The organism is bacterium Scap17 (assembly GCA_013376735.1).
In the GTDB taxonomy this organism is placed as follows: Bacteria; Pseudomonadota; Gammaproteobacteria; order Pseudomonadales; family Halomonadaceae; genus Cobetia.
In genome coordinates this window covers 1,617,703-1,640,069 of sequence record VINJ01000001.1, presented here as the reverse complement: position 1 = coordinate 1,640,069, position 22,367 = coordinate 1,617,703, and the positions used below count along the sequence as shown (strand labels likewise).

Sequence of the window (22,367 nt, the reverse complement as noted above, 5' to 3'; positions counted from 1 at the left end):
AGAAACCACGACACCCCCGGGCCGAGAGGCGACGGGGGTGTCGTGGTTTTCTCTTGAGTGTCATGGCGCGCACAGTGTCGTGGGCCATGCAGTCTGCGTAACGGCTCGGGGGCGTTAGTCACTGACGCAATTTCCGGACAGCACTTTCTGGAAATCCCGCCAGCGCATTACATGAACGCGCGCGTATATACGCCGTTGGTGAGCGAATCTCAACGCTGACAAAACAGAATTTTATGAGTTAGCATCCGCACCCTCACAAGAAATTATAGGAATGCGTATGTTTGGCTCCTCCATCCGCCCCCTGGTCTTCTGGCCACCGTTCATCCTGTTGATGGTCGCGGTGGCAGCAAGTCTCATCAATCTCGAAGGATTCCTCGCCACCACGACGGCCTTGAATGACTGGGTACTCGACAAATTCGGTTGGCTGTTCTCGATTACGGCATTGGCGATGGTGGTGACATGCTTGATCACTTACCTCTCACCACTGGGCCGGACCCGGATCGGGGGTGAAAATGCCACGCGGATCCTGACACCCTGGCGCTGGTTTTCCATCACGCTATGTACCACCCTGGCCGTCGGCATCATGTTCTGGTCGACCGCAGAACCGCTCTATCACCTGCATACTCCACCAGGTTCACTCGATGTGGTTGCCAATACACCTGAGGCTGCCAGATTCGCGCTCTCGACGATGTTCCTGCATTGGTCATTCACGCCCTATGCGATCTATACCGTCCCGGCATTGCTGTTCGCTCTGATGCATTACAACCTGGGCAAGCCGTTCTCGCTCGGGACGCTCTTCGTGCCGCTTCTGGGTGATCGCCTGATAGGTCGCAAGGGACGTGCGCTGGATGCACTGGCGCTGTTTGCACTGGTCTGCGGCATGGCCTCGTCATTGGGCACCGGCGCCATGACACTGGCCGGTGGGCTGGACCGCTTTCTGGGCACCGGCACTGGTCCGCTGATGCTGGCACTGGTGACTCTGGCCATCGTGGCCTGCTTTACCGCCTCCGCGGCCAGTGGTCTGCAGAAAGGCATTGCGCGTCTCTCCGCCATCAATGCCAAGGCCTTCTTCGTCTTCATGGCCTTCGTCTTCCTGTGTGGCCCGACCCAGACCATTCTTGGCTATGGCACCGAAGCCGCAGGTGAGTATTTCAACAACTTCATGCAAAAGAGCCTGTTCACCGGGGCCTTCGATGACGATCCGTGGCCGAAAAGCTGGAGTATCTTCTACTGGGCCAACTGGATGGCATGGGCACCGATTTCCGCCCTGTTCCTGGGCAAGATTTCCCGTGGCTATACCGTGCGCCAGTTCATGCTGATCAACCTGGTCGCGCCGGCACTGTTCTCGATCACCTACGTGAGTGTCTTCGCAAGCTCCACTATCCAGTTCGACATGCAAAGTGGCGGTGCGCTTTACCAACTGCTGAATGAGTCTGGTGCAGGCTCCGTCATCTATGCCCTGTTTGATGAACTGCCGATGAGCACCCTGGTCAGCGCCATCTTCCTGATCATCGCCTTCCTGTCTTTCGTGACGGCAGCCGACTCCAACACCGAAGCGATCAGCCAGCTGTGCAGCACCGACAGCCAGGCCGCCATGGCCGGAGACAGCGACGAGAACACCAATGATCGTCTGCTCATGAAGATCATCTGGGGCTGCACCATCGGCGCCGTCGCCTGGATCATGACGGCCTTCGTGGGCATTGACGGCATCAAGATGCTCTCCAACCTCGGCGGTGTGCCGGCGCTGTTCATCGTGATTGCCGCCACGGCGTCCCTGCTGCGTCTGGTGTCGATCGGTACCGCCAAGATCGGTCTCGAGCACACGCCATCACGTAGCTATTCTCCTGAAGCGCACCTGCGCTGGGAAAGCACTCGCAAGACGGCAGAAAGCTCTCGGTAAGCCAAGCCTTGCGCTGCGCATGCCTACCTTGGGCATGTTTATAACGCCCTGTCTTCAGACAGGGCGTTATACCGTGGGCCGGCCGCTTTGAAGACCCCCCCTCCCATCAAGCAACGTCCTCTTCCAAGCCTAGTTGTAGGGTGCCGGATGATCGGATTTCACAACGAAGCTATCCTTTGTTAGCCTCTCGTGAGCTCATCAAGCAATTGATTCAGGAAAAGCTTCATGGACATCAAGCTGCATAAGCAAGCGACGACGACACCGAAAATCCGTGCCGACATCCAAGCAGCTCCTTCGAGCATGACGAACAAAGATCTCGCTCGTCAGTTCGGGGTCAGCGTCTCAACTATACAGCGCTGGCGCTATCGTGATGATGTCCTGGATCGCTCCCACACACGTCATAACCTACTCGCGACTCTGACCTCAGAACAGGAAGAGATCGTCATTGCCGCTCGTGAACTGCTTCGCTTGGGGCTCGATGATCTACTTGTCGTTGCTCGGGAATTCCTGAACCCCAATCTGTCGCGTTCCGCGCTTCAGCGCATGCTCAAACGACGTGATGTACCGACTCTCGCCAAGCTGGCGCGTCAAGATGCGAAGGAGGACGAGAAGCCCAAGCATCGGCCTTTCAAGGATTATGAGCCCGGGTATGTGCACATTGATATCAAGCACCTGCCCCAAATGCCTGACGAAGATCAGAAGCGTTATCTCTACGTCGCGATTGATCGTGCCACTCGGTGGGTGTATCTGGAGGTCAGATCAAGTCAATCTGCAAAGGACGCCCAGGCGTTCATGAAGCGTGCAGAAGAGGAGGCTCCCTTCACGATTCGAACCGTGCTCACGGACAATGGTAAATCCTTTACCGATCGCTTCACCGTGGGTGGCGAACGTAAGCCCAGTGGAAATCATCTTTTCGATCAGGAATGTCAGAACCATGGTATTGAGCATCGATTGATCAGGCCAGGCAGACCCCAAACGAACGGGATGGTGGAGCGCTTCAATGGGCGTATCAGCGATGTTCTGGCGACTCGGCGTTATGACTCAAGTGAGGATTTAGAACAGACACTCGAGCGTTATTGCTGGCTCTATAACCACCACATTCCTCAGAAGGCACTACACCACAAAGCGCCTATAGCAGCAATGAAGGAGTGGCAGGTCGAACGACCTGAGCTGTTTACGCAAGCTATAGTCAATCAGACGGAACCCGACACCTAGTCAGCCGTTGCCTGGGCCATTGAGGGAGTCTTTTCCACAAGCATTGGACAAGTAATACGCATGACGTAATGACAACGATTTATTCCACTCTCTGGCACCATTCAGAACACTCAGCAAATAAACACAACTCATGCCGAGTAATATTATTTATATAATACGTCATGTCTTCCATGCTGCTCTGGCACGTGTCACGCAACTGAACATCGTCGCACCCACTCGTCCAACCACCGTTGACGTGAATGAGAGGCAAGCTTTCCCCGCCAGGGTGTGGACATTGACATGCGCATAATTTATCGTTGCCAACGAATTTGATAACGAGAGAAAATAAAAACACCGTTTCGCCAAGCTTGGGGCTGACCAACAACTCGCATCAGCGCCCTTGCAAGGCTTGACCGATAACAAGGACGCGTATGCGATATCATTATTCCGATGAAGGCAGATGCATGCCACGCCGCCCTCCCCCAAGTTCCCGCCTGACCGGGAAGTGCCACCAACTCCGTCTTCATTGACCGAGATTGCCGATTATTGATGACGCGGCCCACGTGCTGCGCTGGATGCCATTTGCTTGAGCAAATGACGCAGAACTACGTCCACGGCTAAGAACCTTCCCCTCCTTACTCGTCGCTATCGACAACCGTTTGCCCTCGGGCAACTGCGTTGCGTAGCGCCCTGTTTCCCTACCGAGGGCCAGTTCTTGAACAACGAATCGCTATATCAATTCTCTACCCTGACTGTCGTACTGCTGCTGCTTGCCTTCTATGGCGGCACCTACCTGATGACGCTGGGGATCCGCAAGAAAAATGAAGATGCCGATGCCTTCATGGTCTCCAACCATCGCGTTGGCTTCGGCATGGGTGCTGCCAGCATGACGGCTACCTGGATCTGGGCGGCCTCTTTCTATGCCGCCGCCACCTCCGGCTATACCTATGGTGTCTCAGGGCCGATCCACTATGGCCTGTGGGGTGCACTGATGATCCTGTTCATCTACCCCTTCGGTCGCCGCTTCCGCAAGCTGGCGCCCAATGCGCATACACTGGGCGAGCTGATCCATGCGCGCCACGGCTCCTCCAGTCAGCTGATTCTGGCGCTCTCCAACCTGCTGGGTAGCGTGATCAGCCTGATGGTCAACTTCACCGCCGCCGGGGCGCTCGTCTCCGTGCTCTCGCCGCTGTCCTTCCAGGCGGGCGTGATCATGGCGGGCGTGGGGGTGCTGTTCTATACCCTGTGGTCCGGCTTCCGCGCCTCGGTACTGACCGACTTCGCGCAACTGGTTGCCCTGATGGCGATCGCCATCGTGATCATTCCGGCGGTGTTCTTTGCGATGGGTGGCCCGACAGAGTTGGTCGCTGGCCTGGATAACCTGACGCCCGAGCAGGCCGACTTCTTTTCGACGGATGCCATCCTGAATCAGGGTGCGCCCTTCTTCGTCGCGGTACTGGCCTATGCGATCGGCAACCAGACCATTTCCCAGCGCCTGTTCGCCGTCAACGAAGACCACATCAAGCCGACCTTCCTCACCGCGACGCTGGGCTATGGGGCCATCGTCATCGGCCTGGGCATGATTGGCCTGATGGCACTGACACTCGGGGTGGAGCCGCTCAACGGCGACATGAACAACCTCATCCCGCAGATGGTGTCCGAGTATCTGCCGCCGTTCTTCATCGCGCTGTTCTTCATTCTGGTGATCGGCTCGCTGTCCTCTACCGCGGATTCCGACCTCTCCGCACTGTCCGCCATCATCATGGCCGACGTCTATGGCAAGAATATCGCCCGCGGCAAGCCAGACCCGAAGCGCATGCTCTTCATCGGCCGCTTGACCATGATCATCGCCGCGGTGCTGGGCATCGTCTTCGCCAGCTTCTCACTGGATATCCTGGTAATGCTGGTCTTCGTCGGGGCTCTGTGGGGCGCGATCGTCTTCCCGGTCATCGCCAGCTGTTTCTGGAACCGAGTGACCAATACCGCCTTCACCACGTCGGTCATCGTCGCGATGCTGATGTTCTGTCTGGCACGCTTTGAACTGGTGCCGCTGACGGGTATGAGCGGTCTGTTCTTCGAACTGCTCGCCAGCATCGGTGGCGGCGTGATCATCGGACTGATGGTGTTCGGCTTCCTGGGGCGCATTCTCGGCATCCTGGCTGGAATCGCGGCCATGATCGCCATGCTGATCTTCGCGACCGACTTCCTGCGTGACTACACCGTTCTGCTCGCCTCACTGACCGCTTACGGCACCAGCACTCTGGTGTGTGTGGTCATGAGCCTCGCCAGCCGCCAGGAGCGTTTCGACTTCGACACCATCACCGCACGTGTCGGCAACTATGACGAAGCACTCGACGCAGACGACCACAAGACTTCAGCGCCCAACCAGCCACAGCCGGCGGCCTGAGCCTCGCATGAAGCTGGATAACGTCTGAAGACGGACAACAGGAGACATGCCCCATGACATTGCTTTTCGCTACCTATGTACTGATATGGCCAGCACTCACCCTGGCGGTATTGATCGTCATCTGTCGCGCGGTCGCACGTGATCGTCGCATCGCACGTGAAGAAAAGCGCGAGCTGGTATGAAGCTCTTGGCGTAATGTGACGCCATGAACGCAAAAGCCCGCCTCTGGAATGTCCAGAGGCGGGCTTTTTTACAACTTACCGAAGAATAGCCTATCTATCACACCTGCTCGACGATCCACTCATGCGCGGGATCATTCTTGAACTTCCAGACCCGCTTGGGACCGGCACTGTCGTTGAGACCACGCTGACCATCAGAAAATCGAGCACATTTCCACGGGCAAGATCGAAACACTGGCAGGCGATGACGGTCTTAGCACCCTGCTCCTAGAACCATACCTCGCTCTGGACACCGAAGGCCCATTCGCCTCCCGTAAAGCCTGCACTCCCGAGGGCATCGTCTTCGGAGTAATCATTGAGCTCTTCATCCCAGTCACTCCAGGACGCGAACAAGCGAATTTCCGGACGCTTCCAGAAGCCACCGATTTCAGGCTTGAAGGTCGGTGCAATGGTGAACTTGCGATACCCGCCTTCTACGGCATTGCCTGTCGAGCCGGGGTCCAGGTCCATCCATTGATAGCTCAGCTCGTACTGCATCTCGAAATTCGTCGTCAGCTCATTGGCCAGACGCGCATTGAAGGTCGCCCAGGAATACTCATCTCCGTCGTCGTAGCGATCTTTGCTCACCTCTGCCAGAACGGCTGGTGCGAAGCGCCACTTGGGTGCGAGATAGGTCGTGCCGTAAAGCCCCAGGCGAGTAGAGGTGGCGTCATCCGTCAGGTTCCCGTCAGCCCCGATGACCTTGGTCTCCGCGCCGAGCCCGCGGCCATGCAGCACGGCGGCCTTGAAGCTGCCATCGGCGAGGCCAAAGAAGCTGTCTCCATGGTAGGCCAGCATGGTGTGGAAGCCGGAATCGGCCGCTTCGGCCCCCGTGTCCATGGCGCGCTCTTCATTGTCTGCCGCCGACAGGGCACTAACCATTGTTCTGGTCACGTGAGAGCGGACACATTTTTAAGCCGCAGCAGCCAGTTCAATATCCCTCGGCGTTCGGTAGCCCAAGGTCGAGTGGAGTCGGCAGCTGTTGTACTCCATCTCGATATATTCGATTACATCTCGCCGTACTGCTTGGCGGGCTCCATATCGCTGGTCAGCCAGCCACTCGCTTTTCAGTGAGCTGAAGAACCGCTCCATAACAGCATTGTCCCAGCAGTTTCCCTTGCGGCTCATGGAGGTCTGGAACCCGTGCCGATCCAGCGTGGATCGGTAGTCATGTGACGCGTACTGGCTGCCGCGGTCGCTATGGTGGATCAATCCGCTCTTGGGCTGCCGGCGCCCTACGGCCATCTCCAAGGCGTCCAGAACCAACTGTGTGTGCATGTGGCCTGCCATCGCCCAACCCACAAGTTGCCGGTCGTGGAGGTCGAGCACTGCCGCCAAGTAGAGCCACCCTTCCAACGTCCAGATCGCCGTGATATCGGCCACCCAGGCCCGGTTCGATTCCGACACCAAAAACTGACGGTTGAGCAGGCTGGGCGCCACCGGAAGGCTGTGCTCACTGTCGGTCGTATGACGCCAGCGGCACCGCTGCTTTGCTTCTACGCCGGCTTCCCGCATCAGACTCCGGGCCTGGTAACGGCCAACCTCGTAGCCACGACGTTGCAGCTCTTTGGCGATGCGGCGGCTGCCGTAGCTGCCTCGTTTCCGGCGGTGGGTCTCTCTGACCTCACGATGAAGGGCCTGGCGATGATCATCTGGGCCACGCCGTCGCCAGTCATAGAAACCACTCCGGCTGACCTGCATGACCCGACACAGCAAGGCCACTGGATAGGCGGCCTTCTCCGATTCGATGAACTGATTTCTCAGCTCGATTCTTTGGCGAAGAAGGCCGCCGCCTTTTTTAAAGTATCCTTTTCAATCTGAAGCTTACGAACCTCTTCGCGGAGCATCTTGATCTCGTCGTCGCGATCATCCGCGTGTTGGATCGAGGCGCCTGAAGTCTGTTGACGTTGCTTGCGGCACCAACGGTCCAACAAGCTACGGTCAACTCCCAGGCGCCGAGCTGCCTCGGATACGGTATATCCCTGATCGCTCACCAGGCTCACCGCATCGGCCTTGAATTCATCGGAATACCGACGTCGAGTCTTCTTGGTCATGAACACCTCCATCGCCTCTATTATGAGGCTTATCGGGGTGTCCGCTCCAATTGGACCACTTCACGATGCTCCTGAACGAACTGACGAAGAAGCCCTCTGGCAGCAAGCAAAGGATAGCTTATTCTAGTCAATTGAGCATCCGAGATCTTACACCTACCGAAGAAATGGCGAGGTAGATTGCGGATGTAATGATATAGAGATCGTCCAACAGACAATGCCTTCCCTGAACTACAGGATAATTCGATAAAAATTTCTTTAACTAAATTCATCATATCGAAAGCTCATCGGGAATGGACAGGTAGGACTTACCTTCGATCAAATTCCCCGTTCGACTTTTGCTGCTGCGAGAGCCATCAGGGCCATAGGTTCCCCATTGTTTCCAATACAGATGGACGTTCTGGGCAAGGCATTGATCACGGAGAGAGCTTACCCATTCGGGCATCGCGCGCCGAGCCTCGGGTCCACTTTCTCCGCCACCTACCACAAGCCGTATGCCAGACATGTCCAGCTCACCAAGGTCATCCAGGAGAGGCTCACAACAGATATGCTTGTTCCTCACCCTTGTTTTCTTGAGATCTTCAAGGCGCGGGAGGCCATACTTCCGGTCTTCAACAGTCACTCCCGCCCACAGGTTTTCGGGAGCCTCTCGCCTGTCGAAATACGCTCGCATGTTTTGGCTTCGCTTGGTCAGAATGTAGAACACATGCCAGTGTGCTTTTCTGACAACATCCATCACCTGATCGATGCTCGCATCGTCCGCATCTTCGTGAAAGATGTCGCTCATGGAGTTGATGAAGTAGAACGTCGGCTTCTTGCGTTTCAGGGGCGCTGCTTTTTCTATGCGGTCCGGGTGAATCGTGAACTCGAAGCCGTTTTCGTAGCCCGACGTGCCCCATTTATGGAGTTTCGCGGCGATGGTTTCTGCGTAGCAGTGCTTACAACCCGGAGAAACTTTCGTACACCCGGTAAACGGGTTCCAGGTCTTGGCGTCGATCTTCATCTCCTCATCGTAGGAGATCTTTCCGTCTTCCGTCGTTGTCATGGTTACTCAGTACCTTTTTCGCCGGCTTTGTCATAGTCCCAATAGGCCGCCTCAATATTGTGTCTATCTGGGACTATAACGAAAGCCGCGCAATAGCCTGCCCAGTTGTCTTCGCGATAACCAGGACCACCGTTGTCCGTCGCCCCCTCAGCCATGACGGTTTTGTATAAAACTCGAACCTCTTCATTGAACTAAGCCTCGAAGACCAAATGCATAGGAACGACGCCCTGTTTCAGAAACCAAAGATCAGTATTTCTCCATCGAAAAACATGCAGCCTGACCAAACTCTATGTTGTTCGTATAGCTAAGAGTGGCGAGCCTCTTTGTGTTAAAAAGCTTTTGACGTCTTGTAGTCAATGACGTACAGATCATATTTTTCTTTCATCTGACTCTCATTCAGAAGCTTCATGAAAATCTTACCGTATGCGAAGGCCATGTAACCGGTTGAGCTGATCTCGACATCAGAAGGTTCGAATGGCATATCCAACCCTTCGGTTTACTGGACTTCCTCCAAGCCTTCAGCTGTATAGAAGGCCTACGATTGCATACCCCCCAAACTCTTATAACTTTATATAAAATAAAGTTAGATGCATGAGCTTTGTGATTGCTGCGAATTAACGACGAGACGTGAGCAACGGCTCTATGGCGTTTTCCGATGAGAGTTTTTTCATCCAATCGAAAGTACCCTCTTCCTTCATCTCGCGCGCCCCCTCGATCAGGGCGGCGTAGGTAGCCATTGCCATGGCGGCTCCGATACTTACCCTTCTTGCACCGGCCCCGGCCAGCTTGGCAACCGAGAGATCGGGCGACATTGCCACAACGCTCAGCGGAGTCTTGATCTCATCCACCACCGCTTTGACTTCCTCCGCCGTGCGCAAACCGGGAGCAAACAAGACATCAGCGCCTGCAGCTTCATAGGCTTTCAAGCGGCGAATGGTGTCGTCCATGTCATTCTTCCCGCGAAGCAAATTCTCACAGCGGCCAATGACGGAAAACGGAAAATCGAGGGACCTCGCAGCCTCGACCGCTGCCTCGATCCGTTCGACAGCATGGTTGAAGTCGTAGATGCCCTCACCACTCCAGTCCTCTATAGAACCACCAACAACGCCCGTTTCTGCAATTCGGCGAATCGTTTCCGCAACACCGTCCGGGTGGTGAGAGTAGCCATTCTCCAAATCGGCCGTGATCGGGATCTGGGTGGCCTCTGAAAGAGCGCGGCAATGGGCCAGCTTCTCATCGAGGGTGACTTCCCCATCAAGCTTGCCCAGGGCGTACGCCAACCCACCGCTCGTCGTGGCCAGCGCCTGAAATCCGAGTGCCTCGAATACGCGCGCCGAGGCAACATCCCACGGCCCTGGTATCAGGAAGGTCTCAGAACCTTCGTGAAGGGCCTTCATTGTCTGAGCTTTCTCCAGCTGTGTCGGCATTTCTCGCCCTCTCAGTAACTGCGTTTTTCAATCCTAGATGGTGTAACTGTCAAAGCCGTGTCACAATGACAGATATCCCGACGATCGTGCCATCTTGCTCCCCCCTTTGGATTGCCCATGCCTCACTACCAAGTTCCCACGCTACAAACCGCGTTGAATAGAGATGGCTTCCCAAGACGTGTCGTCATTGTCACCAACCATGCCTCTTCTTCTTTGGAATATATTGATTTTATAAGAACTTTTTCAGAAACGACTTTCTTTTTGGAACAGGCCGGTCAACCTCCCGCCTATCAGGTGGAAGTCGTATCACGTGGAAAGGGAACAATTTACAACGTCCAAGGGCTCAGCATCGTGGCATCCAAAGCCTATGATGAGCTCGAGGGCGCAGTGGACACACTGATCGTCCAGGCTGTCGATGATGACGATGAATGCCTAAATGACACCGACTTCATTGACTGGATCAGGATGATGGCACCGCGCGTTCGCCGCACCGTAAGTGCCTGCACCGGCGCGTTCATCCTGGCTGAGGCGGGGCTTCTCGATGGAAAGTTAGCAACCACGCACTGGGCTGCGGCTAACGACTTCCGGAAGCGGTACCCCAAGGTCAAACTCAATCCAGAACGAATGTATATCAGCGATGACGGTGTTTATACGGCGGCTGGCGTCACGGCTGCTATAGATCTCGCTATCGCATTGATTGAAGAAGATCTCGGCTCCGAATTGGCAAGAAGGGTTGCTCAGGCGATGGTGATGTTCATGAAGCGCCCCGGCAACCAAGCTCAATTCCATGCCCAAACGGCTCCCCACGATTTTGATACCCCTTCGGACCCCTTCGTGCAATATATCGTGGATCATCTTGAAGATGACTTGCGCCTTGAAAGGCTCGCTGATCATTTCAATCTTAGCTTGAGGAGTTTCAACCGAAAATTTCGAGAAAGAGTGGGCATTCCTCCGGGACGTTTCATTGAGCAACGTCGAGTAGATCGCGCGCGGCAGTACCTTGAAAGCACTCACGAACCGATTTCAAGAATCGCCAACTGGTGCGGCTACGATACATCAGATGGCCTGTTACTCGCTTTCGAACGCCACCTGAAGGTCTCTCCCCGTGAATATAGAAAGCGCTTTACAAGCTCGTTATATGTAGGATCTCGGATCTTCAATTGACTAGAAGAAGCTATCCTTTGCTTACTGCCTGACCTGCAGCGGTCAAGTGTTTCTGGCCACCGAGCTTTATGCATACCAGTAGTTCTTTTCTGCCAGGTTCGGCGGTAACCCATCGTTATGCTTGTGCGGCCTGAGGCTACTAAAGTCATCGACCATATAATCACTGACAGATCGCTTCGCCGCAGCAATATTGGGATAGCCGATCTCTGGTAATCATTCCGTTTTCAGGATTTTGAAGAAGCGCTCTGTTGGGGCATTGTCCCAGCAATTTCCGCGGCCACTGAGACTCAGCGTCATTCCATTCGGTAGCGCAAAAACATCAGATCTTGCCCAGCAACAGCGAACTTCCTTAATAGGATATCCACTGCCACTGGGCAAGATCAGGTGGCCAGATTCACTATCCCACTACACCACAGCTCTCCTCTCGCCTCGTGGTGCGCTCTCCACCCCGCCAATGCTCCTTACAAAGGGAGCTGTATCGTAATTGAAGAAAGATTTCATCACGCCATCGCCTCAGCGTGGTGAGAGCCGTTTACCTTCCCCTGGAACCACAGCGCCCCCAGCGCCAGCATCGCCAAGCCACTGCCGGCCAGCGGTGTCACCCCCAGCGCCTGCTGTGCGACCAGTGCACTCCCCACGGCGGAGCCGGCCGAGATGCCGATGTTGAACGACGAGATGTTGAGCGCCGAGGCGAAGGCCACCGCCCGCGGCCGATGCTGCTCGGCCGTGGCCAGCATGCCGGACTGAAAGACCGGCGACAGCCCGAAGGCCAAAGCGCCCCACACCGCCAGCCAAACCGGCATCAACCACCTAGCCTCGCCCCAGGCGTGGATGATCGCCAGGATCGCCGCCAGTCCAACCAGTAGCCAGGCGGCCGTGCGCCGCCAGCCGATGGCGCCGACCAGTCGCCCGCCCATCAGGTTGCCGACGAGCGTGGCGCCACCGAAGACGACCAGCAGGCCACTGGCGGCCGCCGTGGAGAAGCCCGTCTGATCGGTCAGCCAGGCGCTGATGTAGGTAAACAGCGGGAAGGTCGCCCCGAAACCCAGCGCCGTCAGCGTCATGGTCAACACGATGACCAGATGCCCGAGGACCGACAGCTGCTCCCCCCAGCTCCCCGTCGGCTGAGCCGCCAGCGAGGCCGGGACCCAACGCCATAGCGCAATGAGCGCGATGGCCGCCAGGGCCAGAATCGCCACGAAGGGCATCCGCCACCCCATGCCGTTCCCCAGCAGGCTGCCGATTGGCACGCCCACGACCATGGCCAGCGTCAGCCCCGAGAACATCAGCGCGATGGCACTGCCGGATCGCCCCTCCGGCGCCAGCCGACTGGCCACGGTGGCCCCCAAGGCGAAAAGGGCACCATGCGCCACGGCGGTGATGACGCGACCGAGCATCAGGCTGGTGAAGTCCTGGGCGACGACCGACAACAGGTTGCCAATCACGAAGAGCGTCATCAGCCCCGTCAGCACCCGACGCGGCGCAAAGCGGGACAGCGTCAGCATGAGCAGCGGCGTACCGATCGCCAGGGCCAGGGCGTAGCCACTCACCAGCGCACCGGCACGATCCTGAGTGACGCCCAGATCGGAGGCGATCGCGGGCAGCACCCCGACCACGATGAACTCCGCCATGCCGATGGCAAAGGCGGCGACCGCCAATGCCAGGACGGCAGGATGCTGGCCGCGCATCATGCCGCCTCCCGGGCCATCAGGCGCGGCCCCAGCTGGGCAAGGGTCTCATCCAGCTCGACGGTCGCGCCAGCCACACCGACCGCCCCGACCACGCTCTGTTGTGCATCGCGCAGTACCACGCCGCCCCCGAAGCTGATCAGGCCTCCGTTGGTATTCTCCAGGGTATAGATCGCCTCTCCCGGGGCGGCGATCTGGCCCAGCTGGGCACTGTCAGTCTGGAACAGCGACGCCGTGCGCGCCTTCTTGATCGCGACGTCGATACTGCCAGGGACCGCGCCATCCATACGTTCGAAGGCGACCTGAAGGCCGCTGGCATCCACGATGGCCAGCGAGACGGCGAATCCCTCATCGGCGGCGGCTTGGCGGATACCGGCGATGATGTGGTGGGCATCGTCAAGATGCATGTCATTCTCCTCAAGAACTGGTCAAGATCAGCGCCGTCGGCGACGACGCGATGAGGAGCATGCCGATGCCGCGCAGGCAGGCATAGGGGGAGCGGCGGATGCCGACCAACATTCGACAATGTCGAACGGCGGGACGGACAGGAGAATCAGCGCGCCAGTAGCTGCTTCGCCAATCGATTCAACCGCGACGGTGACCAGCGCGAGGCCGGCCCTGCCATGCCCAGTGCCGCCACGCAGTCGCCCCGCTGCCGCAAGGGGATCGCCAGACAGCAAAGACCCGCCTCGACGTCCTCGAGATCCAGCGCGAAGCCGCGGGCGCTGACCTCCCGAAGCTGGGCCTCCTGCACATCGCTCAGGGGGCCATTGCGCCTGACCTGGCGCAGAAGGCCATCATCGTTGGCGAGGAAGACATGGCCGATCGCCGAATGACGCAGCGATTCCCGGCGCCCTCGAGGACTCTGGACACGACGCGGCTGCCGACCCTCCACGGCCTCAAGATACAGGTACTCCTGGCTACCGCAGGGAGTGGCCAGATAGACGGTCTCATCACTCAGCGCCGCAGCCTCGTCCAGCAGCGCGCGGTAGTGTTGACGGAGCTGCTCGCGCTCCTGTGCCAGAGGCTCGGCCAGCTCATCAAGTCGCAACCCGAGCCAGTAACCCTCGGACAGGCGACGCACGTAGCCCAGCGCCACCAGGGTATCCAGCAGCCCATGAACGGTAGTCTTGCTCAGGCCCGCCTCGGCACTGAGGCTCGCCAATGTCAGTGGCTTATCTGCGTGACGTAGCGCCTCCAGCAGCAGGAAGCTGCGTGATACCGACTGAATCATCCTGGTCACGAGCATGCCTCATCGTTTCGTCGGGGCCACTTCATAGGGTCTCCCAGAGGCCGCGGTATTCACCTCGTGATTCTGTACATGGTGCTTTCATGCCGTCACTCCTCCACGACATCGGCCGGTAAGGACTCGCTCCATTCGCGCAGCTCATCGAGCACCTTGATGGCTGTCTCCCCTAGCGGCGTGATCGCATATTCCACAATCACCGGGGATGTCTCGCGCACATGGCGAGAGATCAATCCCTTCGCCTCAAGAAAGCGCAGTCGCTCGGTGATCATCTTCTTGCTGGCACCGCCCACCATCCGGGCCAGGTCGTTGAACCGCACCGGCCCGTCCTTGGTATGCCACAACAAGGATCCCGTCCACTTGCCACCGAGCACGCGCATGCCCTTCTCGATGGCGCAGGGCTCCATGCAGGGCGCCGCGACTCGACGCCGGCCTTTCGAATCTTCCGTCACATGCGCATCCACTCGCACATCTCCTGTCGTGTCTGCCTAGAGCCAAGGGGCTCTGGACTTGCAACCGCTCGTCGATTCCCGAGGGCTCCCCAGAAGGGGCCATCCCGGGGCGGGCCCGGTCGGTCCTCCGAAGAACAAGGTTACCAAAAGTATACTGGTTGTTTTTGGTTACCTATCGCGTCATCTTAACGCCTGCAGAGCTTGTTGATCCACTACTCGTTGCCCATCGTGGCGGAGGATTTCATGCGTAAGGTATTGATCATCAACGGACACCAGCCCTATCCGTTTGCCAAGGGCGCGCTCAACGACAGCCTTGTCGAACGCGCGCGCTCCTGGCTGGCCGACAAGGGACACGAGGTGCGCGTCAGTCGCATTGCAGAAGGTTATGACGTCGAGGAAGCGATCGCCGATCACCAGTGGGCCGATGTCGTAATCATGCAGTTCCCGATCAACTGGATGATGGTGCCCTGGTCTTTCAAGAAGTATATGGATGAGGTCTATACCGCCGGCATGGATGGCCGCTTCTGCAACGGCGACGGCCGCACAGCCGAGAAGCCGAAGGAGAACTACGGCCTGGGCGGCACCCTCACCGGTACCGAGTACATGCTCAGCATCACGCTCAACGCACCGGCAGAAGCCTTTGATGATCCCGACGAACGCTTCTTTGCTGGCAAGTCACTGAATGATCTGGTCGCGCCCGTGCATCTGAACGCACGCTTCTTCGACATGAGCCCACTCCCCACTTTTGGGGCCTTCGACGTGATGAAGAACCCGGATATTGCCAGTGACCTAGAGCGCTTCGAGGCTCATCTTGAGGATGTTTTTGGTTGAGCTATCCGCCACTTTAAGGAAATCACCTGATGACAACATCTCAATGGCCTGGCGCTGGGCGCCCGGTACCGCTGGCCGACCAGGCCTCCCCGGAGTTCTATCGCGAGCTCGTCAATACCGGTGAGACAAGGCTGGTACACATGACCATGGCCCCCGGGGCCGCCGATGCGCCTCATCGCCATCCGGAGGAGATCGTCTACTTCCTCTCCGCCGGGCGCCTGCGCATCGCACTGGAAAGCGGCGATGTCGTGGAGCGTGACGTGGAGGCAGGCGACGTCATGCACAACGAGGCCTGGGCGCACCAGGTGACCAACGTTGGCGGGACTTCCGTCGAGGCCATCATTTTCGAGCGCCTGGATCGCGACGATCTGGCGTAATCGCACTTATCTCGAGGAGAGAGACGATGAAGACCATTCTGATGACAGGGGCCGGCAGCGGCCTGGCGGAAGGGGCAGCACTGGCACTGGCGCAACAAGGACACCGGGTGATTGCCACGGTAGAAATCTGGCCTCAGGTATCGGCCTTGAAGGAAAAGGCGCATCAGCTAGGGGTTCGCCTCGAGGTCGAAAAGCTCGACATCACCGATGCCCAGAATCGCGACAGCATCTTTGCGCGCTACGGCGCCGAGGTGGATGTTGTGGTGGCTAATGCGGCGATCGGCGAGACCGGTCCCATCGCCGAAATTCCTGTGTCGCGCGTGCGCAAGGTCTTCGAGACGAACGTCTTCTCGACCCTCGAGTTCGTGCAGCCTTACGCCAAGACCTTCGCCAGCCGCGGCCAGGGCAAGATCGTGCTGGTATCGTCCATCGCCGGCTTCACCACCTTCCCCTACCTCGCGCCCTATGTCGCGTCCAAGCATGCCTTGGAAGGTATTTCTCAGCTCCTGCATGAAGAGCTGGCACCGCTGGGCGTGAAGGTCGCCACCATCAACCCGGGCCCCTTCCGCACCGGCTTCAACGACCGCATGTACGACACCCTCGACCAGTGGTACGACCCGGCGACAAACTTCACCCCCGAGGCGCCGATCCGCGAGACCCAGCAGCTGTTCGCCGGGGACGATCTGCAGCTCGAACCCTCCTCCATGATCGATGAGATGGTGCGCCTCATCCCGCTGGACGAGCATGCCTTCCGCAACGTGCATCCCGCACGATTCGAGGAAGACGTGAAGCGCTACCAGGAGAGCCTCTGGGACCGTCAGATGTGACCGTCCACAGGCAACCGGCCATGCGCGCCGGGCCCGATGCAAGAGGATACCGGGCCCGACGCGCACCGCCCTTCATCGCGTCACCCCCATGAGGATGTTCCCCATGTCACAGCCGGATATTCACCTGTACACCGCCGCCACCATGAACGGCTACAAGCCGGTCATCTTTCTCGAGGAAGCGGAGGTGCCCTACGAGCTGACCTTCATCGACTTCGGCAAGAAGGAGCAGAAGGCGCCCGACTATCTCAAGCTCAATCCCAACGGGCGCATTCCCACCATCGTCGACCGGGGCAACGACGACTTCGCCGTGTTCGAGAGCGGCGCCATCCTCTGGTACCTGGCCGAGAAGTACGACCGCTTCCTGCCCAGAGAGGCCAAGGCCCGCAGCGAAACGCTACAGTGGCTGATGTTCCAGATGGGCGGCATCGGCCCGATGATGGGCCAGGCCATGTACTTCCAGCGCATCGCCGCCCCCAACGGCCAGCAGGAACCCTTCTCCATCAAGCGCTACGTGGAGGAATCCCGTCGCCTGCTGGAGGTCCTGAACACCCGCCTGGAAGGCCGCGAGTGGCTGGCGGGGGATCAGTACACCATCGCCGACATGGCGACCTACCCCTGGGCACGCGCCTACGTCTGGGCCAAGGTATCGATCGAGGGTCTCGACTATCTGAAGGCCTGGTTCGAGCGGCTCGATGCGCGCCCCCAGATCCAGAAGGCCTTGACCATCCCGAAGGCGCAGCCCGCCTTCTGGGGTGACGCGGACGACAGCGATTTTCTACGTGAGAACGCCGCTCGTTTTGCCAGCGACGTCGCAAAGTGAGTGAACCTGTGAGAGTGCATGGGGCTCTGATCATCAAGGACGATCATGGTCGGTAAAGCCTGGACTCATAGAATAAACGCAGCACTTTGGACCGCACGGTAGAGGCAGGAGGGCCAGCGCCGGTTCCCTTCTCGGCTCACCGACCAAAGTGAAGCAGAGTATGGAATACCGACAGCTGACCCAGACCCTACGATACCAGATCCACGCCCGTTATGACTTGGGCATGAGCCAGCGCCAGATCGGCAGGGAGCTGAACCTCCACAGCAGCACGATCAGCCGTGAAATTCGCCGTAACGCCACCGCTGATGGCTATGATCCCGAGCAGGCCCAGACACTCAGTGATCATCGACGCCGCACTGCTACCAAGTGGACAAAGCGCCTTCCAGGCATGATGGCCGCCGTTGACGGTCGGCTACGTGAGGAGTGGAGCCCACAGCAAATCAGTGGCTTCATGGCGCCCTTGGCCGGCGTTAGCGTCAGTCATCAATGGATCTACTCCTTGATCTGGGACGACAAGGCACGGGGTGGTGACCTTTGGCGGCATCTCCGTCAGCCCAAACGCCGCAATAAGGCACCGCACACATGCCAAGAGCGCCGGGTTGGGCAAGATCCCCAACCGAGTCGGTATCGATCACCGCCCAGATGAGGTTGATGACCGGCGCTTCATCGGCCACTGGGAGGGCGACACCGTGATACAGGGCCACAAGCAATCAGGCTTGGTCACGCTGGTTGGGCGTCGAAGTGGCTATTTACTGGCCGCACGACTGCCCAGGATCTCGGCCGAGTTGACGCAAGCAGCCATGATCCGCTTGTTGAAGCCGCGCCGAGGAGCGGTCCAGACGATCACACTGGACAATGGCTCGGAATTCGCTGGCCACGAAGCGGTGGCCAAGGCCGTGACGGCGGCGATGTACTTCTGCGATCCCTACTGCTCTGGACAGCGTGGGACCAACGAGAATACGAATGGCCTGATACGGCAGTACTTCCCCAAAGGAACGGATTTTCGTCAGGTCAGCAATGCAGAGCTACGCAAGGTGGTCGAAAAGCTGAATGACCGTCCTCGAAAGCGACTCGGCTACCGGACACCGGCGCAGGTGTTTCTAGGGGAATACTCAGGAGGGCTGGATACTGCAGGTGCTGCGCTTATTGCTTGAATTCAGGCCCCAAAGGAACGGATTTCCGCCAAGTCAGCAATGCAGTGCTACGCAAGGTGGTCGAAAAGCTGAATGACCGTCCTCGAAAGCGACTCGGCTACCGGACACCGGCGCAGGTGTTTCTAGGGGAATGCTCAGGAGGCCTGAATACTGCAGGTGCTGCGCTTATTGCTTGAATTCAGGAAGTAAAGCAGGGGGCCTGCCTATTAGAGAACATTCACCATATCTACAATGCAAACATGGCAATATGGTTCCGATCTTTCTAGCATTAACTGGTAAAACGTCAATTATACAGCAAAACAACAAGCAATACATACATCATCTTATCAATAAAGAGACAAGATAGCGTGTCCGGTAGTAGAGGATAGCGTGTGAATCAAGCTATATTTTTCACTTTACTCGACTTACTGAAAACAATATAAGGAAAGCATTGCAGCATACCAAAAGGAGATGACATGAGCTTAGACAGCAATAACCATCATCTACCTGACGCTACTGAGAAAACTCGTCATATAATTCATGAGGAGCTTCCACAGGAGCACGAGGACTCACTAATTCGCGCGCTCCACAAAGTTATTCGACTCGGCGTGAAGGTGCTGGCTTGCCTTATGGTCCTCGTGATCATCTGGGGTATTATTGACATTATTTATGTATTATATCAACAGCTGACTGCACCACCCTATCTTCTACTTGAGGTCAGTGATATCTTTCGTCTTTTTGGCGCTTTCATGGTAGTATTAATTGCCATTGAAATATTCGTCAATATTCGATTGTATCTGGGAACAGATGTTTTTCCTTTACAACTGGTCATTGCGACAGCCTTAATGGCTATTGCGAGAAAAGTAATCATTATGGACTTCGACACTATTTCTGCTCAGTATATATATGCAACTGCTGCTGTCGTCGTCTCTTTAGGAATCGCTTATTGGCTGGTGGCACACAAAAAATAATGGGCTCTTCGACGTTTCATGTGGATTTGACTTCATCCAGCATGCGCCCCACGGGACTGCCGATCAGGTAGATCATCGCAATGAAATTGCTTTCGTTTCGGTAGCCGCGAGCCCGAGATCTGGCAGCCTGAAAGAGGCCATTCATGCCTTCCAAACGTGCGTTCGTCAGGCCTGAGTACCAGCGCCTCACAACCTGGTCGGCATGTCGCTCCAACGTATTGAGTGCTTTTGCCATTGGCTTGAGAAACGTGTGACCAGCGACTGCCTCACGCATCACTTTGAGGTAATTCGTGATGCGCCAACGAGCCCCGCGCGCTGTCGGTGAGCGACGAATCCACCTCAGCTTTTCCTTGATGATCCATGCATTCGCGGTAGCCCCTTGATCAGCAACCAGCTCCCGGAGGGCGACCAGCTGTTTTTCCGTCAGGTTGTGGTTATCCATGCTTTTCAGCACTGCGCAGCGCAGGGCCTTGGGATGGGATTTTTCTCGACGTTCCCGCTTACGCACTTCATCCAGCGCCTTGGTGAACGTCTGCACGATATGGAACCAGTCAACCGTCACTCGAGCATCAGGAAGATGTTCCGCAGTGCCATTGAGGAAGGCCGGAGACATGTCACACACGACTTCAACCACATTACCCGGGGCGCCACCATGTGCCTCTAGAAAGGCGCTGAACGCCTTGATCGTCTCTCTGCCACGTCCTTGGACAGCAAAGATCACCGGCTCTTGCTGGCGTTGCATATCGAGAAATACGGTGACGTAACGTTGCCCTCGACGTGATGCCGTTTCGTCGACCCCGACATTGGCAACCTGAGAAAGATCCAGGTCTCCCTGCATGCGGCCTACGTAATGATGCACGATGCGCCACAAACGCTTGTCAGTGACTTCCAATTGCCGAGAGACGGCGAGTACAGGCTGTAGTGGCACAGTGAATCTGGCCACCTGACTTTGAGTGTATGATGGCTCACAGAGACAATCAGGTGCAGATGATGACGAAGAAAAGAACGTTTAGCCCGGAATTTCGCTTGGAAGCGGCCCAGCTCGTGGTCGACCAGGGCTACACGCTGAAGGCGGCGTGTGAGGCCATGGGGGTTGGCAAATCCACCATGGAGTATTGGGTTCGCAGGCTTCGCGCTGAGCGGGCAGGCAAGGCGCCGCTGAAAGATGAGGCTCTGACGCCGGAACAGCGTGAGATCCAGGAACTGAAGCGCAAGCTGCGGCGAGTGGAAGAAGAGAAGGCAATATTAAAAGGGTATACGGATTTAATGGTTGATGGGGCACCTTCACCCCATCAATCTGATACCACCCTCAGATGGTTGATAGATCGACTCCGTAGTTGAGTTCCTCTGCGAAGTCCGGCAGTCCGTAACCGATGGTTTTCTTGTAGAAAGGAGAGACCTTCGCAGTCGGTGCCTTCTTCTTGTGCTTCGTGGTGTAGAGCATTCGTGCCCGCATCACCTCGAAGGAGTAACCGCGCCCTTCACGGTTCTTGTCCTTGGCCAGTCGGTTGATGGACTCCGTGTAAGCGTTGGTGACGGGCATGTCCGTCTCGAAGTAGGTCATGGTCTCTTCGCGCCAGTTTCCCACTGCCCTGACCAGATCGCTCCAGACTTCCTTTTGGCCCTTCGGGATGGTGGCTATCCACTCGTCCAGGGCGGCTTCTGCCTGGAGCCGTGTGGTGGCGTCCCAGATGCCGTAGAAGCGCTCCTTGTGCTCGTAGGCGGCCAGCAGTTGCGGGAACGCGCCTGTCCAGGTCTCCATGATGAGGCGCTCCCGGTCTGAGACTTCGTGAGCGCGTTTCAGCAGGATTTTCCGGTCTCCCTTGAGAGTCCGGCTCTGGGACGGTTTCAGCTCCTTTCTGAGGCCCTTGCGCACTCTCTCTAGGGCATCGTTGGCCATGCGCACCACATGGAACTTATCGACCACGATACGGGCCTGGGGCAGCACAGCCTTGACCGCTGCCCGGTAGGGGTTCCACATGTCCATGCTGACGATCTCGACCTTCTGCCGGTCTTTCAGCTTCATCAGGTAGTTGGTCACCACGTCCTGGCGGCGGGTGGCCAGCAGGTCGAGCAGGGTTCGCTCCTCAATGTTGGTCAGAATGCAGCGGTAGCGCTTGTTCAGGTATAGCTCGTCAATGCCCAGGATGCGGGGCGTCTCGAAGCGGTGCCAGCGCCCCAGGAACTCGGCGCGGGCGTTGAAGATGTCGCGCACCGTCTTCTCGTCCAGGCCGGTCTGTGCCGCCACAAAGGTGTAGGGGTGGTTGAAGGATTCCTTCTCCACGTACTCATGCAGCCGCAGTGTCATACGGAATCCGTCCACCATCTCCGGTAGCTGGGGCCTGAATGTTGTCTTGCAGGCCCGGCAGGTGTATCGGCGGCGGACCACCCAGAGAGTGACCCGCTTGCCGTGGATGGGCAGATCACGATAGGGAACGTCACGCTTGCCGAACCGTACGAACTCACCCTGCACGCCGCATTCCTCGCAGGCGATGGGATCGGGCACGTCCACCTGGAAGTGCATTTCGTCGTCGGTTGATTTGCAGCCCAGTACTTGGTATTGCGGCAGGTGAAGGATGTTGTCGGGAAGTTCGGTCATGGTGTTGTATAGGCGTA

The 22,367-nt window shown here is 57.5% G+C and carries 18 protein-coding genes and 4 pseudogenes; 12 read left to right on the top strand and 10 right to left on the bottom strand.

The annotated features are described in order from the left end of the window. Nucleotides 1–277: 277 nt before the first annotated feature. From FLM52_07130 to FLM52_07120, 3 genes are all read left to right on the top strand, one after another. Nucleotides 278–1,900 carry a BCCT family transporter gene (locus FLM52_07130; GenBank protein NVN55556.1) on the top strand — a complete coding sequence of 541 codons (1,623 nt, stop codon included), beginning with the start codon at nucleotides 278–280 and terminating at the stop codon, nucleotides 1,898–1,900. A 225-nt stretch (nucleotides 1,901–2,125) separates the two neighbouring features. Beyond that, a complete protein-coding gene (locus FLM52_07125) occupies nucleotides 2,126–3,115 on the top strand; it encodes an IS481 family transposase (GenBank protein ID NVN55555.1) in 990 nt (329 codons plus the stop codon). Between the two features lie 694 nt (nucleotides 3,116–3,809). Beyond that, complete coding sequence (locus tag FLM52_07120) at nucleotides 3,810–5,501, top strand: sodium:proline symporter (protein NVN55554.1); 1,692 nt, start codon at nucleotides 3,810–3,812, stop codon at nucleotides 5,499–5,501. A 446-nt stretch (nucleotides 5,502–5,947) separates the two neighbouring features. Here the strand turns inward: FLM52_07120 and FLM52_07115 are convergent, their stop codons facing one another. The 4 genes from FLM52_07115 to FLM52_07100 all read right to left on the bottom strand — a co-directional run bounded on the left by FLM52_07115 (nucleotide 5,948) and on the right by FLM52_07100 (nucleotide 10,242). Then, nucleotides 5,948–6,601, bottom strand: a complete 654-nt coding sequence (locus FLM52_07115) for a carbohydrate porin (GenBank protein NVN55553.1) — start codon at nucleotides 6,599–6,601, stop codon at nucleotides 5,948–5,950. 30 nt (nucleotides 6,602–6,631) lie between these two features. Then, nucleotides 6,632–7,773 (bottom strand): IS3 family transposase gene (locus FLM52_07110; protein ID NVN55552.1). Its coding sequence is split into 2 segments (ribosomal slippage): nucleotides 6,632–7,524 and nucleotides 7,524–7,773, totalling 1,143 coding nucleotides; the frame shifts between segments, so codons are not numbered across the junction. 268 nt (nucleotides 7,774–8,041) lie between these two features. Beyond that, the gene (locus FLM52_07105) at nucleotides 8,042–8,815 is read right to left on the bottom strand and encodes a phage Gp37/Gp68 family protein (GenBank protein ID NVN55551.1); all 774 of its coding nucleotides are present in this window, start codon (nucleotides 8,813–8,815) and stop codon (nucleotides 8,042–8,044) included. 614 nt (nucleotides 8,816–9,429) lie between these two features. After that, nucleotides 9,430–10,242, bottom strand: coding sequence for an isocitrate lyase/phosphoenolpyruvate mutase family protein (locus FLM52_07100; GenBank protein ID NVN55550.1), 813 nt, complete (start codon nucleotides 10,240–10,242; stop codon nucleotides 9,430–9,432). Between the two features lie 117 nt (nucleotides 10,243–10,359). Here FLM52_07100 and FLM52_07095 point away from each other — a divergent pair, with 117 nt between their 5' ends. Beyond that, nucleotides 10,360–11,406: a helix-turn-helix domain-containing protein gene (locus FLM52_07095; GenBank protein ID NVN55549.1), complete on the top strand. Its 1,047-nt coding sequence runs from the start codon at nucleotides 10,360–10,362 to the stop codon at nucleotides 11,404–11,406. Between the two features lie 500 nt (nucleotides 11,407–11,906). Here FLM52_07095 and FLM52_07090 read toward each other — a convergent pair whose 3' ends face one another. The 4 genes from FLM52_07090 to FLM52_07075 form a co-directional block, all read right to left on the bottom strand. Further along, nucleotides 11,907–13,097 (bottom strand): MFS transporter, encoded by a 1,191-nt coding sequence (locus tag FLM52_07090; protein ID NVN55548.1) that lies wholly within the window; start codon nucleotides 13,095–13,097, stop codon nucleotides 11,907–11,909. Further along, nucleotides 13,094–13,501: a heme-binding protein gene (locus FLM52_07085; GenBank protein ID NVN55547.1), complete on the bottom strand. Its 408-nt coding sequence runs from the start codon at nucleotides 13,499–13,501 to the stop codon at nucleotides 13,094–13,096. The genes FLM52_07090 and FLM52_07085 overlap by 4 nt, the downstream gene beginning before the upstream one ends. Nucleotides 13,502–13,647: 146 nt before the next feature. Further along, nucleotides 13,648–14,343 (bottom strand): IclR family transcriptional regulator, encoded by a 696-nt coding sequence (locus FLM52_07080; protein ID NVN55546.1) that lies wholly within the window; start codon nucleotides 14,341–14,343, stop codon nucleotides 13,648–13,650. An 89-nt stretch (nucleotides 14,344–14,432) separates the two neighbouring features. Beyond that, on the bottom strand, nucleotides 14,433–14,804 hold the full coding sequence (locus FLM52_07075) for a helix-turn-helix transcriptional regulator (GenBank protein NVN55545.1): 372 nt from the start codon (nucleotides 14,802–14,804) through the stop codon (nucleotides 14,433–14,435). A gap of 216 nt (nucleotides 14,805–15,020) precedes the next feature. On the opposite strand from FLM52_07075, the gene FLM52_07070 reads away from it, so the two are divergent. The 7 genes and pseudogenes from FLM52_07070 to FLM52_07040 all read left to right on the top strand — a co-directional run bounded on the left by FLM52_07070 (nucleotide 15,021) and on the right by FLM52_07040 (nucleotide 19,751). Continuing rightward, nucleotides 15,021–15,623, top strand: a complete 603-nt coding sequence (locus FLM52_07070; GenBank protein ID NVN55544.1) for an NAD(P)H-dependent oxidoreductase — start codon at nucleotides 15,021–15,023, stop codon at nucleotides 15,621–15,623. A gap of 29 nt (nucleotides 15,624–15,652) precedes the next feature. Next, a complete protein-coding gene (locus FLM52_07065) occupies nucleotides 15,653–16,000 on the top strand; it encodes a cupin domain-containing protein (GenBank protein NVN55543.1) in 348 nt (115 codons plus the stop codon). Nucleotides 16,001–16,026: 26 nt separating this feature from the next. Next, a complete protein-coding gene (locus FLM52_07060; protein ID NVN55542.1) occupies nucleotides 16,027–16,827 on the top strand; it encodes an SDR family oxidoreductase in 801 nt (266 codons plus the stop codon). Between the two features lie 103 nt (nucleotides 16,828–16,930). Continuing rightward, nucleotides 16,931–17,647, top strand: coding sequence for a glutathione S-transferase (locus FLM52_07055; protein NVN55541.1), 717 nt, complete (start codon nucleotides 16,931–16,933; stop codon nucleotides 17,645–17,647). Between the two features lie 160 nt (nucleotides 17,648–17,807). Beyond that, a pseudogene (locus FLM52_07050) lies at nucleotides 17,808–18,801 on the top strand (IS30 family transposase). Nucleotides 18,802–18,809: 8 nt separating this feature from the next. Continuing rightward, a pseudogene (locus FLM52_07045) lies at nucleotides 18,810–18,977 on the top strand (IS30 family transposase). Nucleotides 18,978–19,256: 279 nt separating this feature from the next. Further along, nucleotides 19,257–19,751 carry a hypothetical protein gene (locus FLM52_07040; GenBank protein NVN55540.1) on the top strand — a complete coding sequence of 165 codons (495 nt, stop codon included), beginning with the start codon at nucleotides 19,257–19,259 and terminating at the stop codon, nucleotides 19,749–19,751. A gap of 16 nt (nucleotides 19,752–19,767) precedes the next feature. On the opposite strand, the pseudogene FLM52_07035 reads toward FLM52_07040, so the two are convergent. Then, nucleotides 19,768–20,667, bottom strand: a pseudogene (locus FLM52_07035) (ISL3 family transposase). A 335-nt stretch (nucleotides 20,668–21,002) separates the two neighbouring features. Here FLM52_07035 and FLM52_07030 point away from each other — a divergent pair. Beyond that, nucleotides 21,003–21,092: pseudogene (locus tag FLM52_07030) on the top strand (peptidase M23). On the opposite strand, the gene FLM52_07025 reads toward FLM52_07030, so the two are convergent. Continuing rightward, the gene (locus FLM52_07025) at nucleotides 21,061–22,350 is read right to left on the bottom strand and encodes an ISL3-like element ISPpu12 family transposase (GenBank protein NVN55539.1); all 1,290 of its coding nucleotides are present in this window, start codon (nucleotides 22,348–22,350) and stop codon (nucleotides 21,061–21,063) included. The pseudogene FLM52_07030 and the gene FLM52_07025 sit on opposite strands and share 32 nt — an antisense overlap. Nucleotides 22,351–22,367: the final 17 nt, after the last annotated feature.

Excerpts from the sequence above, each read along its gene's own strand:
- FLM52_07130 (NVN55556.1), top strand. The coding sequence starts at position 278 with ATGTTTGGCTCCTCCATCCGCCCCCTGGTCTTCTGGCCACCGTTCATC.
- FLM52_07125 (NVN55555.1), top strand. The coding sequence starts at position 2,126 with ATGGACATCAAGCTGCATAAGCAAGCGACGACGACACCGAAAATCCGT.
- FLM52_07115 (NVN55553.1), bottom strand. The coding sequence starts at position 6,601 with ATGGTTAGTGCCCTGTCGGCGGCAGACAATGAAGAGCGCGCCATGGAC.
- FLM52_07105 (NVN55551.1), bottom strand. The coding sequence starts at position 8,815 with ATGACAACGACGGAAGACGGAAAGATCTCCTACGATGAGGAGATGAAG.
- FLM52_07100 (NVN55550.1), bottom strand. The coding sequence starts at position 10,242 with ATGCCGACACAGCTGGAGAAAGCTCAGACAATGAAGGCCCTTCACGAA.
- FLM52_07095 (NVN55549.1), top strand. The coding sequence starts at position 10,360 with ATGCCTCACTACCAAGTTCCCACGCTACAAACCGCGTTGAATAGAGAT.
- FLM52_07090 (NVN55548.1), bottom strand. The coding sequence starts at position 13,097 with ATGATGCGCGGCCAGCATCCTGCCGTCCTGGCATTGGCGGTCGCCGCC.
- FLM52_07085 (NVN55547.1), bottom strand. The coding sequence starts at position 13,501 with ATGCATCTTGACGATGCCCACCACATCATCGCCGGTATCCGCCAAGCC.
- FLM52_07080 (NVN55546.1), bottom strand. The coding sequence starts at position 14,343 with ATGCTCGTGACCAGGATGATTCAGTCGGTATCACGCAGCTTCCTGCTG.
- FLM52_07065 (NVN55543.1), top strand. The coding sequence starts at position 15,653 with ATGACAACATCTCAATGGCCTGGCGCTGGGCGCCCGGTACCGCTGGCC.
- FLM52_07060 (NVN55542.1), top strand. The coding sequence starts at position 16,027 with ATGAAGACCATTCTGATGACAGGGGCCGGCAGCGGCCTGGCGGAAGGG.
- FLM52_07055 (NVN55541.1), top strand. The coding sequence starts at position 16,931 with ATGTCACAGCCGGATATTCACCTGTACACCGCCGCCACCATGAACGGC.
- FLM52_07040 (NVN55540.1), top strand. The coding sequence starts at position 19,257 with ATGAGCTTAGACAGCAATAACCATCATCTACCTGACGCTACTGAGAAA.
- FLM52_07025 (NVN55539.1), bottom strand. The coding sequence starts at position 22,350 with ATGACCGAACTTCCCGACAACATCCTTCACCTGCCGCAATACCAAGTA.